The organism is Vibrio sp. Vb0304 (assembly GCF_033338995.1).
Classification (GTDB): Bacteria; Pseudomonadota; Gammaproteobacteria; order Enterobacterales; family Vibrionaceae; genus Vibrio; species Vibrio alginolyticus.
Map to the genome: position 1 here is coordinate 66,891 of NZ_JAWOTT010000006.1, position 17,122 is coordinate 84,012.

Genomic DNA, 17,122 nt, shown 5'->3' on the forward strand with positions numbered 1-17,122 from the left:
GGCATGTTAACGATCAAAAAACTGGATACACAAGCTCTTCAAGATCAAGTCGTCGACAATATTGAAGCCGTCGAAGGTCGCAGTCTTTGGCAGGATGCATGGACTCGATTTCGTAAAAACAGAGCCGCGATGACATCAGTGTATGTTTTGGCGTTCATTACCTTATGCATCACTTTCGGCCCCTCTCTTGCCGCTTTTGGCCATGATGAAATTGACTGGGAAGTACTCATCGATCCATACGAGCTAGGGAAACCTTCACTGAGCAGTGGCCATTACTTTGGTACCGATGATCTCGGGCAAGATGTTTTCGCTCGCACGATGCAAGGTGGCAGGCTCTCTATTTTGGTAGGTTTTGTTGGCGCCTTAGTCGCCGTTGTTATTGGTACGATTTGGGGAAGTATTTCCGGCTATCTTGGCGGCGTTGTCGATAGCGTAATGATGCGCATTATTGAGGTGCTCGATTCGGTGCCATTTATGTTTATGGTTATCCTGTTTGTTACCCTTTTTGGCAACAACATCTACCTGATTTTTATCGTGATCGGAATGGTATCTTGGCTGGGCATTGCCCGTGTTGTACGTGGTGTCACCTTCGGTCTAAAAAAGAGAGAGTTCATCGAAGCCGCACACTCTATTGGGGTTTCTAAATTGACAATTGTCCGACGCCATGTTCTGCCTAATGTGCTTGGAATCGTGATGGTTTATTCCTCCTTAATGGTACCAGGATTCATTATGTTCGAATCGTTTTTGAGCTTCTTAGGGCTTGGTGTTCAACCACCAGACACGAGCTGGGGAATCCTAATTTCCGAAGGCGCAAAAACGATTGACGTTGCATTATGGATGCTGCTTTTTCCATCTCTGTTTTTAGTTGCCACCCTCTTTTGTTTTAACTTCATCGGCGATGGCTTACGTGATGCTCTTGACCCGAAAGACCGATAAGGACAAACCCATGCTATCTATTGAAAACATGAACGTGCGCTTCGATACGCCAGATGGGCAAGTGCAAGCGGTCAGTAATCTCTCCTACTCGATTAAAGCGGGCGAAACTCTTGGGATTGTTGGGGAATCAGGTTCGGGAAAAAGCCAATCTGTTTTCTCATTAATGGGGTTAACCGCGGACAACGGCGCCGTGTCTGGAAGCGCAATGTTCCACGGTGATGATTTACTCGCGATGTCGAAAAAGCAGCTCAACCGCATCCGTGCAGAGAAAATCGGAATGATCTTTCAAGATCCGATGACGTCACTTAATCCATTCATGAAAATTGGCAAGCAGCTTTGTGAAGTTCTCATGATTCATAAAGGAATGAGCCGAAAACAAGCAAAAATGGAATCGATTCACATGTTGGATGCGGTGCGTATTCCCTCTCCCGAAACTCGGATGAATCAATACCCTCACGAATTATCTGGCGGAATGCGTCAGCGAATCATGATAGCGATGGCGTTGTTGTGTAAGCCCGAGTTGTTAATTGCAGACGAACCAACCACCGCATTAGATGTAACCGTTCAAGCTCAAATTTTGACGCTATTACGAGACTTACAACAAGAGTTCAACACCGCAATTTTACTGATCACTCACGATATGGGCGTCGTCGCCGAGATGTGTGATCGCGTATTGGTCATGTATGGTGGTCAAAAAATGGAGCAATCAGATACCGAGACATTGTTCGCTCAACCTGCGCACCCCTACACTCAAGGCCTGCTAAAGGCTATTCCTTCTATCACTGAAGATATGCCACGTTTACCAACCATCCCAGGTAACCCACCAAGTGCGTTGATTAACCATCAAGGGTGTCCGTTTAGAGAGCGGTGCGAGCATCGAGAGACGCGTTGCCAATACGAAACCCCACGGTTTTCTCCATTAAACACGAGCCAGTCCATTGCCTGTCACGTTAACGCACCCAGTGTTATCACTCCTATTCAAATAAAAGCTTAAGGAGGCGTTATGAATAAAAAAGAAGTCCTCATGTCTGCTCGTGATTTAAACGTCCACTTTCCTGTGTCGCGTCACCTTATTCCAAGTCGACGTAAAATCGTGAAAGCGGTCAATGGTATCGACTTAGATGTTTACCGAGGTGAGACACTTGGCATTGTGGGGGAATCAGGCTGCGGAAAATCAACACTTGCACGCGCCTTACTTCGCTTAATTGAACCTACACATGGCGAGTTGACTTGGAAAGGTCAAGACATGCTCGGGTTTAGTAAGAAAGAGCTTTCCTCTCGACGTAGAGAATTTCAGATGGTGTTTCAAGACCCATCCGCTTGTTTGAATCCGAGGTTAACCATCTCAGAATGCATCGCCGAACCACTGCTCACCCATGAGCCGCAACTTAAACGGGCTGAGGTAGAAAAGCGTGTCATCGCTATGATGGATAAAGTGGGTCTCTTGGCGAGCCAGCGAAACCGCTATCCACATGAATTTTCCGGAGGTCAATGCCAGCGTGTGGGCATTGCTAGAGCGTTAATTCTCAATCCAGATTTGGTCGTGTGTGATGAACCCGTTAGTGCACTAGATGTCTCCATACAAGCTCAGGTCATCAATCTTCTAGATGATCTTAAACAAGAAATGGGGTTAACACTGGTGATGATTGCGCATGACTTAAGCGTGGTGCGCCATATCAGCGACCGCGTTATGGTGATGTATCTTGGTAAACCTATGGAAGTAGGACGTTACGATCAAGTATTTGATGATGCACAACACCCCTACACCAAAGCACTGTTATCTGCTGTCCCGATAGCTAATCCGCAATTAGCACGTGACCGTGAAATACAACTATTGCCCGGCGACCTTCCTTCTCCACTTAATCCACCGAGCGGTTGCGTTTTTCGTACTCGATGCCCAGAAGCAACAGAAGTATGCGGGCAACAGAACCCAATAAAAACAGGCTCGGAGCAGCATCATATCTATTGCTCAAATATGACTTTAGGAACCATTTAATGAACAATACTAACTCAGTAAACCAACGCCTTACGTTATTGCGTGAGGCAATGTCCTTTCACAACGTGTCTGCATATATCGTGACCAACAATGACCCACATAACAGTGAATACTCAGCGGATCATTGGTTAGCGCGAAGCTGGATTTCAGGTTTTACCGGTTCTGCAGGCGATGTCGTCATTACCCAACAAGGTGGTGGCCTGTGGACTGATGGTCGTTACTATATTCAAGCTGAAGAACAGTTACACGGCACAGGACTTGAACTGTTTAAAGCCAAACAACCAGAAACACCGACAATTGCCAAATGGCTGGCTACCACGCTACCAGAAAACAGTATTGTCGCGGTTGACGGGCGCGCCATCAGTTACGCTTTTTATCAAGGCCTCAAACAAGCCTTTGAAGCGAAAAACATTAAGATCATTCTCGACCTGGATTTACTCACACCAATTTGGCTTGAAAGACCACCTCGCCCAAGTGCACCCGTATTCGAGCACCCCACCGCTTTTGCTGGCGTTGACACTGAAAATAAGTTAGCGAGAATCCGTTCTTGGTTAACCGAGAACCAAGTAGATAGCTTATTAGTGTCAACGCTAGATGATGTCATGTGGACAATGAATATTCGAGGTGGTGATACGAATTACTGCCCAGTTTCTGAAGCCTATCTAGTCGTAGAGCAATCACTTGCGACACTGTTTATTGATAAAGCCAAACTGCCTCAAGACGTTGAAAGAGCGCTGACCGAGCAGAGTGTACACATTCGCCATTACAACTACGTAAGTCAGTATTTGAATCAGCAATGTGAGGGATTATCGCTCGCTTTTAACCCGACCCACACAGACAGCTTATTGGTGAGTTCGATTGAAGGGAATGTGAATCTAAAGCCAATGGCTTGCCCTGTAACGGCAATGAAGGCCATAAAAAATGCGACCGAGCTAACTAGCCTAGAACAGGCATTAACAGATGATGGTGTGGCAATCGTAAGGTTTATGAACTGGCTCGAAGAGCAAGTTCCAAGCGGACTCGTTACAGAATTGTCTGCTGAGGCACAACTGAATCACTATCGCCGTCAAACCCGACATTATGTGAGTGACAGTTTCCGCACTATCGCAGGCTTCGCAGCTCACGGGGCAAAAATGCATTATGCCGCCGATGAAGAAAGCAATGCGGCAGTCAATGAAAGCAACTTCTTTCTCGTCGATTCTGGTGGCCAATACCTTGGCGGGACAACAGACATCACCCGTACTTTCCACTTCGGGTCACCGACCATTAAGCAGCGCAAAGATTATACCTTGGTGCTCAAAGCGGTCATCCGACTGACTCAGACTCGATTCATGAAAGGCTCTACGGGTGCCAATCTTGATATCATGGCGCGTGGCGTCTTATGGCAACATGGTATTGATTACAAGTGCGGCACTGGACACGGCGTAGGCATTTGCTTGAATGTTCACGAAGGCCCACAAAATTTCTCGCAAAGCCACCATGAGGTTGAGCTAAAACCGGGTATGGTCATTACTAATGAACCAGGCGTTTATCGCGAAGGTGAGTACGGGGTAAGAATAGAGAACATTCTTAAAGTTGTAGAATTAGAACAAAATGAGTTCGGCACGTTCTACGGTTTTGAGACCATCACTCTTGCTCCAATTGCGACCAACGCCCTTGATTTATCAATGCTAGATCAAGCAGAGCTAGACTGGCTCAATCATTACCATTCACGAGTCTATCAAGCGCTTAGCCCTTTTCTTGATTCGCAAGATAAAAACTGGCTTCAACGCACAACCCAACTTATTGAGAAATAGGATATCAGCAAGTTTTATAACGTTTTCATTTTCATCTCAAACTCCTTGTTTGCCAGCCTTCGGGCTGTTTTTTTTATAGAGATAACGGCGTGAAAAACAAAAACGCCCCGCAATGTTAGCGAGGCGATCAATTAAATTAAAATGATGCAGTTAAAATGCCCTACTGACGACACTTCTGAGCATCAAAATCAACGACGATGGCGGCATTCTCAAAGTCACCAGAGACTTTAACGTAGCCCCAGTAGTTACTCTGATTTGACAACGGAATACACTCTCCATTACCAATATTATCTGACCACCCGTGAAGATTAGTATCATCCGGCCAACCAGAGTTACTGTATTCAAGCTTTAGGTTGCCCGTACCATTCCCCGTCGTTATCGCCAGATTTGAGCTCTCATTCACCGCTGGCACGCTTAGCCAAATGGTTTGTTGATTTGCCAAGCAAACGGGCTCTCCTGTTGTTAGGCGCCCACCGCTTACTTTACTTTGCACCGCGCAGTCTTGTGGCAATGTGTCATTACCGCCCAACGTTGAGATAACAACACTATGAGTGGCGGTTGCCGTCAAGCCTTCACTGTCTGTCACACTTAGACTGACCGAATACTCCCCTTCACTCCCATATTGGTGCGTCGGCTTGGTTTGTGTACTTGTCGAGCCATCACCGAAGTCCCATAAGACGCTGACGATCTTCCCGTTTGGGTCTGTACTGTTTTCACTGCTAAATGTAATGCTTTCACCGACTTTCCCCTTGTTGTTTGCGGTTATGACTGCATTAGGTGCACCATTTGAGACAAGGGCTTGCTGCCACTGCTCAAACTCACTTTGATATAAATTCGCCCATTGGGTGATCGTGGCCTTGTAATTGCTCCAATTCCCTTGGCGTGTTTCCACCAGCATTTGGTTTACGTCATCTTTATGATTTTCAAACATAAAACGTACAGCTAAGTACCCCCAACGATAAATTCGATCGACATCAAACCCATCATAAGTAGTCTCGAAAATCTCACTTAAGGTATATGTCGAACCGTCTAGAATCGTCTCAAGTGCTGCTTGGTTGTCATTTTCTTGAGCGACATACTCTGCAATGCCTTCACTCCACCACACTATTTTTTCAGTTGGATGACTAAACCCTCCATAGAGATCAAATCGACCATCTAAGTAATGCACGTATTCGTGCTCTAGGTTCCAGACAAAGTGATCCGCGTTCGCATAAGAGGCTTCATAAGCAATAAAGTTGGGAATATTCCCCGGCTGGGAAGGGTCGCCCTCCAAGTACATACCGCCATTGTCAGTACTAATATCGAAAATTGGCCCTGCGTACTTACCATAATCAGTGCTTGAATCGAAGATATTGACTTGGAGCTGAGTGTTGTGGTCATCTTTTACTGGCTGTTCACCCGTTTCTAAAGACTGATGAAAGTAACCCTCTTCGTAACCCATTTTAGAACATGCGGCCGCGTGTTGCTCTTGCATCATATTCTGGGACAATATTCGAATTGTCGGACTACAGGTATAAGTTTGCGATAGCACCAAGCCTTTTAGCTCAGTTTCGAAATTACAAATTCCGAACTCACTACAATCTGCGTAATATGAGGCGGTGTCCGCCGCCGCAAGCCAAACCGCGTCACCCCGACCATACATTTCATACTGTTCAAAGATTCGACTCAGCTGACTCTTCACAACAGAACTCGCGTTACCCGTATATTTGGTCAGACGCCCGAGCTCTCGCCCCGCATTCGCGGCCATAAACTCATCTTCAGCACCGATTGATGACGCCCTCAGAGCAAAATCGCCTAAAGCTTTGGCAAGGTCTGTTTGGTTACCAACTACTTGCACAAATTGCTCGTTCTACTGCCCACCAAACAAAATAGTGAAAACACCATTAACCGCATTGCGCATATACCAGTGCTGGGCGTATTGATCATTCCAACGTGTAAGCCACTGAGTCACTTGCGGTAAGTACGCGTGCTGCAAGCCCGCACTATCCATAGTGATGATGACTTCACTAAGCACTTTGCCGTGACGGTCGCTGTTCTCGTAGAAATTTGCGTTGTTAACAAACGCATCCACTGATTCTTTCACCGCTGGTGTGACCCATTCAATAAATGAGATGTTGTCATTGTAAAACTCGGCGTAATAACCTGCGCGTAAGTATAAGAACAACGTTTCTAGTTCATCGCTCCCGCCACCTGTATACCCCTTCGCCAATGTCGTAGTACGCTTCGCAATGTTGTACATATGATCGGAGCTAAATACCGACTCTTGAATCCGACTTTCAGCAGAGAATAGCTGGTTCACACACGTCGCGCCCTGACTTAAAATTTCGCCGATCAATTGGTTACTGCTTTCGGTAACCAATGCTTCCAAATCACAAGCAGTGCTCGACTCATCAAGGCTTTCAAGTGACTGTACTCGAGTTGCCTTGGAGGGCTGAATAGGGAGAGTTGCGGTTGGTTGGTATTCAACTCGATTGGATTCAACACCGTGTGTATGAGCCGAATGTGCATGTTGCTCTGTAACTTGAGAAACTGGCTCGCTTAACGCAAATACGCCAGTGCTGGTTAATGTTGTCGCAATCGCGACACTCAAAGTCTTCAGTTCCATCTAATTTCTTCTATATTGAGTTTTCCTTAGATGCATTACGTCTTTTGCATCGCCACTGCCCTTATTACTGCAAGAGCATCTCCATATAATCTACTCGCAAGACAAGAAGAAACATTTTGTTAACAACTAGATGTGGCGGTATCAGTTTTTGGTACTCGAGTTGCCGTTGCACGGGCTTGCCAGAAATCGATTTGCTTTAGTAATATTGATCAACTAGTTGTTTATCTTTCCATTCAAATATCTTTTATTGCTCCTCACAAAAGCTATAAAATGGTTTCTTTTCTTTTTGCTAAACAACTCCTATGACCGACGCTGATATTGAGCTACAACACCTTTGGTTAGAAGTCCAAGCCGAACGCTGGCAAAACCTGCCACGCTTTTTATTCAGTTACTACTGCTACAAGCACAACCTTATCAGTAAAACCAACAAAGTTTGCTGGGAGACGGCACGTGCAAACCTGCCCGCTTCAACGTCAATAAAAGAGCGAAAAAACGCGGTGGTTGAACCGTTAGTTTCTGAGGAAACCGTCGCTGGGTTATTGAAAGCCATCAGCAAAGATGGGGAAATGACATTCGACGTGATGGGAACCACACTTGATACGTTTTTGCATTATGTTGTGATTAGCAAGGAAGAAAAAGCGCGACTTAAATCAAACATGCCAGCTAGTTGGTATCAGCGATCAAACAAGTCGCCTTTGGCACGTTTCGAGCAAGCTGGCATTAAGCTACCAGAGTGATATGTCAGTCATCGCTGATGATAAACACAAAAGACAAGCGCCTACAATGAGGCGCAGTTGGTCAAAAATTGAGGTGCCCCTAAACAAAAGTGCATAGTGAGCAACAAAGAAAAAGTTTGGCTATTCTTGAATGCCTCGAATGCGTACATTACGCCTACGTAGAACTTCTAAAGTCACGAGCAAACACACCGACATAAAAATCAGCAACGTAGCGACCGCCAATATAGTCGGACTGATTTGCTCTCGAATTCCTGACCACATCTGCCTAGGAACGGTTTTTTGTTCTGCCCCAGTCAGGAATAACGCCACCACAACCTCGTCGAACGAAGTGCCAAAAGCAAACAAGCCGCCAGAAATCATCCCCGGACGAATCAGAGGAAAGGTAATGTGTCTGAAAGTATAAACAGGGTTTGCTCCTAAGCTAGCCGCCGCTTTTACCAAGCTATGGTCAAAGCCGCTTAACGTCGCAGTAACGGTAATGACGACAAAAGGCGTACCTAAAGCAGCGTGTGCCAAAATGACGCCTAGATAAGTTTGTGACAAGCCAAGGCGCGTGTAGAAAAAGTACATCGCAGCAGCAGAGATAATGACTGGTACGATCATGGGTGAGATCAACAGCGCCATAATCGTATTGCGAAAAGGCAAGTTACTACTTGCTAAACCCAACGCCGCCAGAGTTCCTAGCCCTGTTGCAACGAGTGTCGCCATAAAAGCAATAAACGTGCTGTTTTTCAGCGCCAACAGCCACTGATCACTAGTAAACATTTCTTGATACCAGCGAGTAGAATACGCTGCCGAGTCAAGGTTTAACATCCCCTCGGTAAAAGTAAAGTAAGGCGTTGCATTAAACGATAACGGGATGATGGTCAGAATTGGAGCGATTAAAAAGCACAGCACCAACCCACAAAAAACTAAGTAGCCTGCGTAAGCGACTCGCTCTACTTTTGATGCATAGTTTGGTAATGCCATGGTTATCCTCCTACCTTAAGGTTATTCATGCCAACCACACGGTTGAATATATAAAACAGAACCAGTACAACGAACAAAAGCAGTCCACCCAATGCGCCAGCCATCCCCCAGTTCAGTGATGTCTGCATATGATAGGCAATCATATTGGATATCATCTGTCCGCTTCTTCCACCAACCAAAGCGGGCGTAATGTAGAAGCCAATAGAAAGAATGAAAGTAAGCAAGGCCCCCGCACCTATCCCCGGTAACGTAAGCGGCATATAAACTTTGATGAACGCAATGAAAGGCGTCGCGCCTAGAGAACGAGCGGCACGGAAATAAGTTGGGCTAATTCCTTTCATTACGCTATACAGAGGCAGGATCATAAAAGGCAACAGAATGTGCACCATAGACACCACCGTTCCGAAGGTATTGTGAATCATCTGAATTCGCTCAGAAGTAAAACCCGACCAAATAAGGAGATCATTAATGACCCCTTGGTTTTGCAGCAGAACAATCCAAGACGTGGTTCTGACTAACAATGATGTCCAAAATGGCAGCAGCACAATAATTAAAAGTAAGTTCGCGCGCTTATCAGGTAAATTGGCAAGCAGGTAAGCAACGGGGTACGCCATCACCAAACAAATTAAGGTGATTGAAATAGACATCCAAAAAGTTTTAAAGAAAAGGTCGACGTATATTTGGCGTTTTTCTGGTTGGGGCTCAATGTCTCCAAACTCATTCACTTGCAAGTCTAGCACAGCAAGATAATGACTGAATGTTAATGCGCCACTAAGATTCTTAAACGCCGCCCAATATTTAGGATTAGCCCAACGCTTATCCAGCTTAGCCAACTGTGTCACCGAGATCGGCAGCGACGTCAACCGAGACAACTTTCTGCCGGTTTTCATGAGTAAACTGCGCATACCAGACTCTTCAATATTCATCCGGTTGGCTATTTTCGGTAGCTCTTTGCTTTGATAAAGCGCAAGTACCTCAACAGAGAATGCCTCAATGACTTCTTGATGAGGCTGACCTTGATAATCCCAACTTTCTAAAGCTTGAATAGTTTGTGGGAGTGACAGGGATATTTCTCGGTTATCCACGCTTCGATAAAGCATGTCGAGGATAGGAAAAGCAAACGTAAGCAGAATAAAACACACCAATGGCGTTGTGAGCATAATGGAGCGAAGCTTTTTTCGGCGCTCGGCCTTTTGCAACTGCGCTTTCAAATTGGTTTCTTGCTCATGAACTTGGCGTTCGATTTCCAATACAGAATCTAATGCGGTTAGCTCTCGACTCATGCTGCTACCTCGCTACTTTGAGTTTGTGTCCCATCAAGAGCATGGCAATCGTCACTTTGCCAACCAATACGACAAATTGAGCCAGGCGTTAACTGCAAGTGTTTACGATTATCGTTAGGTACTTTAACGATGAAGTGACCAACGCTCTCTACTTCGACGACCAGACGATAATGATCACCGTGATAAATCAATTCTCGTAGGACGCCCGAGACTTGGTTCTCACAAGACGCTTTCTCTGGTTGAATAACAATCTTTTCTGGTCGAATGGAAAGTGTTGTTCTCTGCCCTTGCTCAGAGACTCTGACAGGTTTCGCAGTAAATAACTCTTTCCCAACGAGCACTTGGCAATACTTTCCGTCCCACTCTTTGACTAAACCTGAGAGTTGGTTGTTTTCTCCGATAAACTGCGCAACAAACGTATTACTCGGAGATTCATAAAGCTCGGTTGGTGTCGCGAGTTGTTGCACTTCGCCGTGATTAAAAACCGCAATACGGTCGGACATAGTGAGAGCTTCGTCTTGATCGTGCGTCACATACAAAATGGTAATGCCAAGCTTTTCATGCAAATGTTTAATTTCCATCTGCATTTGCTCACGCAGCTGCTTATCTAACGCGCCTAGTGGTTCATCCATCAAAACGAGTTTAGGCTCAAACACTAATGCTCGCGCTAACGCAACACGCTGTTGTTGACCACCTGATAACTGCTTCGGGTATCGAGTCGCAACATGCTCAAGCTCGACCATTTCTAATACACTCTGAACTTTGCTTTGAATCGTGTCACTGTCGAGTTTTCGCACCTTTAAAGGAAACGCAAGATTCTCAGCAATGGTCATATGTGGAAACAACGCATAGTTTTGAAACACCATACCAATATCGCGCTTGTGCGGCGCGAGATGATTGACAGGAACGCCATCGATATAAATGTCTCCACCGGTCGCAGTTTCAAAGCCTGCTAGCATCATCAAGCAAGTGGTCTTGCCCGATCCTGACGGCCCCAACATAGTAACGAACTCTCCAGGAGCAATATCTAAGTTGAAGTCTTTCACCACCAAATTCGTGCCATCGTAGGTTTTCTTAACGTGTTGAAAGCTGACATAGTCCTTGTTTTCCGTGCTCATGACTTCCCTCTTCTCATTTTTTGAATATTACGAATGAGTAGAGCGTCAGTTAACGCTCTACTAAACAGCACAATTACAGATTGTATTTGGATAGGTCTAAGCGGGTTTCTAACGCATGTTCAACCATTTGAATGACTTGTTGACGCTCTTCACCTTGTAAGAGTTGGCGTGGCGCACGAACTTGTTCAGAGCCACGTCCGCAGACTTGCTCGGCCAATTTTATGCACTGAACCAGCGTAGGAATGGTGTCTAAACGCAATAGGGGTAAGAACCAACGGTAGATCTCTAACGCTTCAGCATAACGACCTTGGCTTGCCAGTTTATAAATCGCAACGGACTCTTCTGGGAATGCGTTGGTTAAACCAGAAATCCAGCCGGTCGCACCTAGCATCAATGATTCAAGAGCGATGTCATCAACACCACTGAACACGGTAAAGCGGTCATCAAATTTATTGTAAAGCTCGGTGATACGACGAGTATCAGTGGTCGACTCTTTGATAGCTACAATACTTTCAAACTCAGCCAGTTTCGCCATGATGTCGAGGTTTACATCGACACCATAAGCAACCGGGTTGTTGTAAATCATGATTGGCATTTCTGGCGTTGCTTCCGCTAGCGTGCGGTAATATTCGAACGTTTCGCTCTCAGACGTGCGGTAAACCATGGCAGGCATCACCATACAACCATCGATACCAATTTTGTACGCATCCTGCATGTAATCAACAGCTGCTGTGGTAATAGACTCTGCTGTACCAGCAATCAAAGGCACACGGCCATTTACGACTTCTTTTGCCGCTTGCAAGACCTGGCGTTTCTCCTCCGGGTACAACGCACAGTTCTCACCGACAGTACCCAAGCAGATAATGCCATTCACACCATCTTTAATTTGGTTATCTATAACAGTTTGCGTTGCGTCTAAGTCGATTGACTGATCTTGACGAAATTGCGTACTGACCGCCGGATAAACACCTTTCCAATCAATTTTCATGAACTACTTTCCTTATATGTATATTGTATGCAATTTAAATGAACGAGCAAAAATGCTCAGGCATGGCTATCTATGCCATTTTCTAACAACACCGCCTTTACAGCGGCCAAATCAGCCAAAGCACTGCCAACTGATTTGTATAAAGTAATGACCTCATCGTTTTGACGTCCTGAGATTTGTTGGGCGCAAAGCTGCGGTAATTCCCCTCTAATATCGTCTGACGTGAACACGCCCTCTTGAATTGGAATGAGAAGATCGCCCGCTTCGGCTAATACATTAATACGGCTATCAACATACACCTGTGCTCGTTGCACTGCTTCGGAGTCGCATTCACGCTTATCCAAGTCATGATTACCGACCAAATCAATATGGGTGCCCGGCTGCACGTCTGCGCCATTAAACAAAGGCTCTGCTGATGCAGTAATACAGCTGATGATGTCAACGTGTTTGATAACGTGGTCCACTTTTTCTACGACTGAAACGCGAAACCGACGCTCATCAGGAAGCGACTGATACTCTGAAGATGACACAATGGCATCTACCGTCGCCTCGGCTTTATCTGAGTTACGCCCCCAAATATAAACCTGCTTAAGTGGGCGAACCGCAGCGTATGCCCACGCAAAATAAGGCGCAAGATTGCCCGTTCCGCAGATCAACAGACGATCAGCATCGGGACGCGCCAAATAGTCCGCTGCCAACGCAGAAGCTGCGGCGGTGCGCCAAAACGTTAAAACTTTACCGTCCACGAGTGCGAGCGGCTCACCATCGTTTCGTCTAAAAACAAGCAGCTTAGATGCAAGCGTATCTTTGCCTTGCTCAGGGTTATGCGGGAAATACGTAAAGGCTTTCACCGCAATTAACTCCTGGTTCCAAGCTGGAAGTAGCGCAAACGCCTCGTATTCTCCCTCTTCTAAGGGCATGACTCGGCGTTGAGGTATTGTTGCTGGCCGCGAGTACATTTCACGCATCGTTTCAATAAGAGACTTCATTGTTAAACATTGCGCGACTTGCTGTGCTTCGATGACTTTCATCATTTCTCCGAAAACATAAATACAGTTGAGGAAAAGTACGGAACCTCGCTTATGGATGAAAACTCGGTCCCATACAAAAATTAACGCCTAGTTAAGCAGCCAGGTGTTGAACTCTTCATTGAGTTCATCAGCGTAGTCTGACCACCATTCATCGTTAATCAGGAAGGCGGTTTGGAAGTTTTGAGGTGCGGTAGGAAGGTTCGCTAAAATGTCTGGGTTCACCTCCGCCGAAGACGACTTACGCGTAGGCCCATAGGCAACGTACTTAGCTTGATCAGCTAATGGTTTTGTTCCTGAAGAAAAAGCAATGAAGTCCAATGCAAGCTTTGTGTTCTCACTCCCTTTAGGTATCGCCCATCCATTCATGTAACCCATTTGACGGTCCCATATAATCCGAAATGGTTGACCCTCATCTTTACGGGCATTGTGAATTCGGCCGTTAAACGCCGAGGCGATCACCACTTCTTTGTCAGCAAGCATTTGAGGTGGCTGGGCACCTGTTGTCCACCACAGCACTTCTGATTTGATCGTATCCAACTTAGCAAAAGCACGCTCACGCCCCGCTTCGGTTTCGAGCAGGCTGTAGACCTCTTTTGGCTTTACACCATCAGCCAATAGTGCCCACTCAAGATTACCCTGAGGCTGTTTTTGCAATGCACGTCGACCTGGAAAAGTTTTTAGGTCAAAGAGATCGGTCAACTTGCTAGGCAAAGCCTTACCTTTAAACGCGTCTTCGTTCACCGCTAATACAGTGGACACTACGATGGTATTGATTGCGCACTCGTGAATCGCACCATCAATAAAGTCCTCTTGTGCTGGTGTTCCATCTGCGCCCGGAGGCAAAATACTTGGGTTCACTGGTTCTAGTAACCCTTCGGCGCAACCACGAACAATGTCTGGCTTGTCGAGAGAAACCAAATCCCAGCGCACGTTGTTCGCTTCCACCTGTGCTTTAATTTCGGCTAATCCGCCGCTGAAATCCTCGGATACGATCTCGACACCTGTTTTTTTAATGAAAGGCTTGTGATATGCCTCCACTTGGCTCTTGGTGAATGCACCACCCCAAGACACGACCGTCAATTTGTCTTCAGCATAAGCAGAGGTCCCCAACAGCATTCCTGAAATCAACAGCGCCAATGGTGCTTTGGTCATTCGTGACATGTTTTACTCCTTTTGGTTGTTTTTCTGGAGGCATCCGAGTACGGCTGTTGGACACCATTTTTGTTAAAATTAAGTTAACATTAGCATTTAATATATTTTATACAATATTTAATATTAAGTTTTTTCAGGCGAATCGTTGTAATGAAAAAGGTGAAAGATCAATCGATGTCGGCTTTCCTTCGATAAGCTCTAAAAGGAGATCTGCCGTAATCGCCGCTTGAGTTAATCCAAGGTGTTGGTGGCCAAATGCCAGTAATACATTTCCATCCCAAATGCTATCAATAACCGGTAACGAGTCGACTGTTGAAGGCCGATTCCCCATCCACTTTTCTCCTTGCTTGAGTGGATGTAACCTCGATTCAAACATCTCATCACCTAACTGAAAAAGCATTTCTGAACGTTTCATATTGGGTGGTGACTCTACATCGGCATACTCAACAGTGCCTGCCAAGCGTAGCCCGCCAGACATCGGAGTCATGATGAATTTTCTATCGGCAGAGCTAATAGGAAATGGCAATACATCACGCTTGTCATCCACCATTAGGTGATAACCACGCTCGGCTTGAATAGGCACTTTGACTCCGGTTAGCTGCCGTATCAAAGGCTTAGAATGTACACCAGCGGCAACAATGATTCGGTCAAATGAATACGTTTGAGACTCAACCAGCACCTCGCCATTTTTCGCCAACGCAGATACACCTTTTTGTAAAACCATACCGCCAAGAACTTCAAAAGCTTCACTTAGCTCAACACAGAGCTGATAAGGGTCTAGCGTATGACCTGTATCGGGAAAAAAGACGCCGACAAAAACCTTATGGCTGAGATCAGGTATCCTCTCTCGAATCGCCTCTTGTGTCCAAACTTGATACGCCACACCGTTTTTAGCCAGTGAGTTAAGCGTACTTTGGTAGTCTTTAAACAGTTTCTCGTTTTCAAAAGTGAGCAATGAACCATTCATTTTTATTAGATGCGCTTTTCCGATTGAATCAAGCATGCCACGCCAACTTGCCACTGACCGCTCGTTAAGAGTTTTAATCGCGTTTTTTGCCTGCTCCGCGGCTGATGGCTTTGTTTGTAATAGAAAACGAATCATCCACCCGATAGTGCTTGGAATATCTTGCCAACGGATCGAAACCGGACTTTTGGGATCTAGCAGCATTTTAGGTAATTGTGAAAGCAGCGCTGGCGTTGCAAGAGGGAAGATTTGCTCAGTCGCGATATGGCCTGCATTTCCCTTAGAGCATCCATTCCCCACGCCATTGGGATCAAAAATCGTGACTTGATAACCTTGCTGCTGCAACTTCAATCCAATTGATAAGCCGATAATTCCCGCACCTATCACGGCGATCCTTTCCTTTTTGGTTTCATCCTTGACCAACATAAATATGCTCCGAGTCACACTTGAAAACGTAGATTGTATACAATATATTTTACATTACGTTAACATCGTTATTGTTTAATTCAACCATTTTTTCAGCAAGGAGCGAAAAATGAGACAAGGAACTTTTTTCTGTATTGATGCCCACACCTGCGGCAACCCAGTTAGGCTGGTCGCAGGCGGTGTGCCTCCACTCGAAGGCAATACCATGAGCGAAAAGCGCCAATACTTTCTTGAGCATTATGATTGGATTCGTCAGGCACTCATGTTTGAGCCTCGCGGACACTCAATGATGTCGGGGTCAGTTGTCTTGCCTCCTTGCAGCGATAACGCAGACGCTTCAATTCTGTTTATTGAAACCAGTGGCTGCTTACCAATGTGTGGCCACGGCACCATTGGAACCGTCACTACCGCTATCGAGAATCGCCTTATCACTCCCAAAAAAGAAGGCCGTTTGATACTTGATGTCCCAGCAGGACAAATCGAAGTGCACTACCAAACAAAAGGTGACAAGGTCACGTCAGTGAGGATATTTAACGTACCAGCTTACCTTGCCCACCAAGACGTAACCGTGGACATAGAGGGCTTAGGTGAGCTCACTGTCGATGTTGCTTATGGCGGAAACTATTACGTAATCGTCGATCCTCAAGAAAACTATGCCGGACTTGAACACTACTCTCCAGATGAAATTTTGATGCTTTCACCAAAAGTTCGCGAAGCGGTATCTCGAGCGGTTGAGTGCGTACATCCAGAAGATCCAACAGTGTGCGGTGTTTCTCACGTGCTATGGACCGGAGAGCCCACTCAAGAAAACGCTACCGCTCGAAATGCTGTGTTTTACGGCGACAAAGCGTTGGATCGCTCGCCATGTGGTACGGGAACAAGTGCGCGCATGGCGCAATGGCATGCAAGAGGCAAACTCAATCAAGGAGAAGACTTTGTTCACGAAAGTATCATCGGCAGCCTATTTCAAGGACGTATAGAAGGCATTACCGAAGTGAATGGCAAAGCGGCTATTTTGCCAAGTATTGAAGGATGGGCACAAGTATACGGTCACAACACAATATGGGTAGACGATGAAGACCCATATGCGTACGGATTTGAAGTGAAGTAATAAGGATAGT

General features: G+C 45.8%; 13 protein-coding genes and 1 pseudogene. 6 read left to right on the forward strand and 8 right to left on the reverse strand.

Annotation, left to right across the window (positions count from 1 at the left end):
* Nucleotides 1–3: 3 nt before the first annotated feature.
* Genes R7P35_RS10555 through R7P35_RS10570 form a run of 4 tightly spaced genes read left to right on the forward strand, consistent with a single transcriptional unit; the run spans nt 4 to nt 4,728 of the window.
* Nucleotides 4–936 (forward strand): ABC transporter permease subunit, encoded by a 933-nt coding sequence (locus R7P35_RS10555; protein WP_005377839.1) that lies wholly within the window; start codon nt 4–6, stop codon nt 934–936.
* 10 nt (nt 937–946) lie between these two features.
* Nucleotides 947–1,930: an ABC transporter ATP-binding protein gene (locus R7P35_RS10560; protein WP_186584312.1), complete on the forward strand. Its 984-nt coding sequence runs from the start codon at nt 947–949 to the stop codon at nt 1,928–1,930.
* A 9-nt stretch (nt 1,931–1,939) separates the two neighbouring features.
* Nucleotides 1,940–2,932, forward strand: a complete 993-nt coding sequence (locus R7P35_RS10565; protein WP_158173840.1) for an ABC transporter ATP-binding protein — start codon at nt 1,940–1,942, stop codon at nt 2,930–2,932.
* Nucleotides 2,932–4,728: an aminopeptidase P family protein gene (locus tag R7P35_RS10570; protein WP_213904713.1), complete on the forward strand. Its 1,797-nt coding sequence runs from the start codon at nt 2,932–2,934 to the stop codon at nt 4,726–4,728. The genes R7P35_RS10565 and R7P35_RS10570 overlap by 1 nt, the downstream gene beginning before the upstream one ends.
* 160 nt (nt 4,729–4,888) lie before the next feature.
* On the opposite strand, the pseudogene R7P35_RS10575 reads toward R7P35_RS10570, so the two are convergent.
* A pseudogene (locus tag R7P35_RS10575) lies at nt 4,889–7,333 on the reverse strand (collagenase).
* Between the two features lie 302 nt (nt 7,334–7,635).
* Here R7P35_RS10575 and R7P35_RS10580 point away from each other — a divergent pair.
* On the forward strand, nt 7,636–8,070 hold the full coding sequence (locus R7P35_RS10580) for a hypothetical protein (RefSeq protein WP_017633960.1): 435 nt from the start codon (nt 7,636–7,638) through the stop codon (nt 8,068–8,070).
* A 120-nt stretch (nt 8,071–8,190) separates the two neighbouring features.
* Here R7P35_RS10580 and R7P35_RS10585 read toward each other — a convergent pair whose 3' ends face one another.
* The 7 genes from R7P35_RS10585 to R7P35_RS10615 all read right to left on the reverse strand — a co-directional run bounded on the left by R7P35_RS10585 (nt 8,191) and on the right by R7P35_RS10615 (nt 16,001).
* Nucleotides 8,191–9,039 (reverse strand): ABC transporter permease, encoded by an 849-nt coding sequence (locus R7P35_RS10585; RefSeq protein ID WP_017633959.1) that lies wholly within the window; start codon nt 9,037–9,039, stop codon nt 8,191–8,193.
* A gap of 2 nt (nt 9,040–9,041) precedes the next feature.
* Entirely contained in the window at nt 9,042–10,322 is a 1,281-nt protein-coding gene (locus R7P35_RS10590; protein WP_170890588.1) for an ABC transporter permease, read from the reverse strand.
* Nucleotides 10,319–11,440, reverse strand: a complete 1,122-nt coding sequence (locus R7P35_RS10595; protein ID WP_054866064.1) for an ABC transporter ATP-binding protein — start codon at nt 11,438–11,440, stop codon at nt 10,319–10,321. Before R7P35_RS10595 ends, R7P35_RS10590 begins: the two co-directional genes overlap by 4 nt.
* Nucleotides 11,441–11,513: 73 nt before the next feature.
* Entirely contained in the window at nt 11,514–12,428 is a 915-nt protein-coding gene (locus R7P35_RS10600) for a dihydrodipicolinate synthase family protein (RefSeq protein ID WP_005377851.1), read from the reverse strand.
* A gap of 56 nt (nt 12,429–12,484) precedes the next feature.
* The gene (locus R7P35_RS10605; RefSeq protein ID WP_170890649.1) at nt 12,485–13,459 is read right to left on the reverse strand and encodes an ornithine cyclodeaminase family protein; all 975 of its coding nucleotides are present in this window, start codon (nt 13,457–13,459) and stop codon (nt 12,485–12,487) included.
* A gap of 87 nt (nt 13,460–13,546) precedes the next feature.
* A complete protein-coding gene (locus tag R7P35_RS10610; RefSeq protein WP_170890587.1) occupies nt 13,547–14,620 on the reverse strand; it encodes a polyamine ABC transporter substrate-binding protein in 1,074 nt (357 codons plus the stop codon).
* 124 nt (nt 14,621–14,744) lie between these two features.
* The gene (locus R7P35_RS10615) at nt 14,745–16,001 is read right to left on the reverse strand and encodes an NAD(P)/FAD-dependent oxidoreductase (protein ID WP_170890586.1); all 1,257 of its coding nucleotides are present in this window, start codon (nt 15,999–16,001) and stop codon (nt 14,745–14,747) included.
* A 109-nt stretch (nt 16,002–16,110) separates the two neighbouring features.
* Here R7P35_RS10615 and R7P35_RS10620 point away from each other — a divergent pair, with 109 nt between their 5' ends.
* Nucleotides 16,111–17,112: a 4-hydroxyproline epimerase gene (locus R7P35_RS10620; protein ID WP_170890585.1), complete on the forward strand. Its 1,002-nt coding sequence runs from the start codon at nt 16,111–16,113 to the stop codon at nt 17,110–17,112.
* Nucleotides 17,113–17,122 lie beyond the last annotated feature (10 nt).

Excerpts from the sequence above, each read along its gene's own strand:
- R7P35_RS10555 (WP_005377839.1), top strand. The coding sequence starts at position 4 with ATGTTAACGATCAAAAAACTGGATACACAAGCTCTTCAAGATCAAGTC.
- R7P35_RS10560 (WP_186584312.1), top strand. The coding sequence starts at position 947 with ATGCTATCTATTGAAAACATGAACGTGCGCTTCGATACGCCAGATGGG.
- R7P35_RS10565 (WP_158173840.1), top strand. The coding sequence starts at position 1,940 with ATGAATAAAAAAGAAGTCCTCATGTCTGCTCGTGATTTAAACGTCCAC.
- R7P35_RS10570 (WP_213904713.1), top strand. The coding sequence starts at position 2,932 with ATGAACAATACTAACTCAGTAAACCAACGCCTTACGTTATTGCGTGAG.
- R7P35_RS10580 (WP_017633960.1), top strand. The coding sequence starts at position 7,636 with ATGACCGACGCTGATATTGAGCTACAACACCTTTGGTTAGAAGTCCAA.
- R7P35_RS10585 (WP_017633959.1), bottom strand. The coding sequence starts at position 9,039 with ATGGCATTACCAAACTATGCATCAAAAGTAGAGCGAGTCGCTTACGCA.
- R7P35_RS10590 (WP_170890588.1), bottom strand. The coding sequence starts at position 10,322 with ATGAGTCGAGAGCTAACCGCATTAGATTCTGTATTGGAAATCGAACGC.
- R7P35_RS10595 (WP_054866064.1), bottom strand. The coding sequence starts at position 11,440 with ATGAGCACGGAAAACAAGGACTATGTCAGCTTTCAACACGTTAAGAAA.
- R7P35_RS10600 (WP_005377851.1), bottom strand. The coding sequence starts at position 12,428 with ATGAAAATTGATTGGAAAGGTGTTTATCCGGCGGTCAGTACGCAATTT.
- R7P35_RS10605 (WP_170890649.1), bottom strand. The coding sequence starts at position 13,459 with ATGAAAGTCATCGAAGCACAGCAAGTCGCGCAATGTTTAACAATGAAG.
- R7P35_RS10610 (WP_170890587.1), bottom strand. The coding sequence starts at position 14,620 with ATGTCACGAATGACCAAAGCACCATTGGCGCTGTTGATTTCAGGAATG.
- R7P35_RS10615 (WP_170890586.1), bottom strand. The coding sequence starts at position 16,001 with ATGTTGGTCAAGGATGAAACCAAAAAGGAAAGGATCGCCGTGATAGGT.
- R7P35_RS10620 (WP_170890585.1), top strand. The coding sequence starts at position 16,111 with ATGAGACAAGGAACTTTTTTCTGTATTGATGCCCACACCTGCGGCAAC.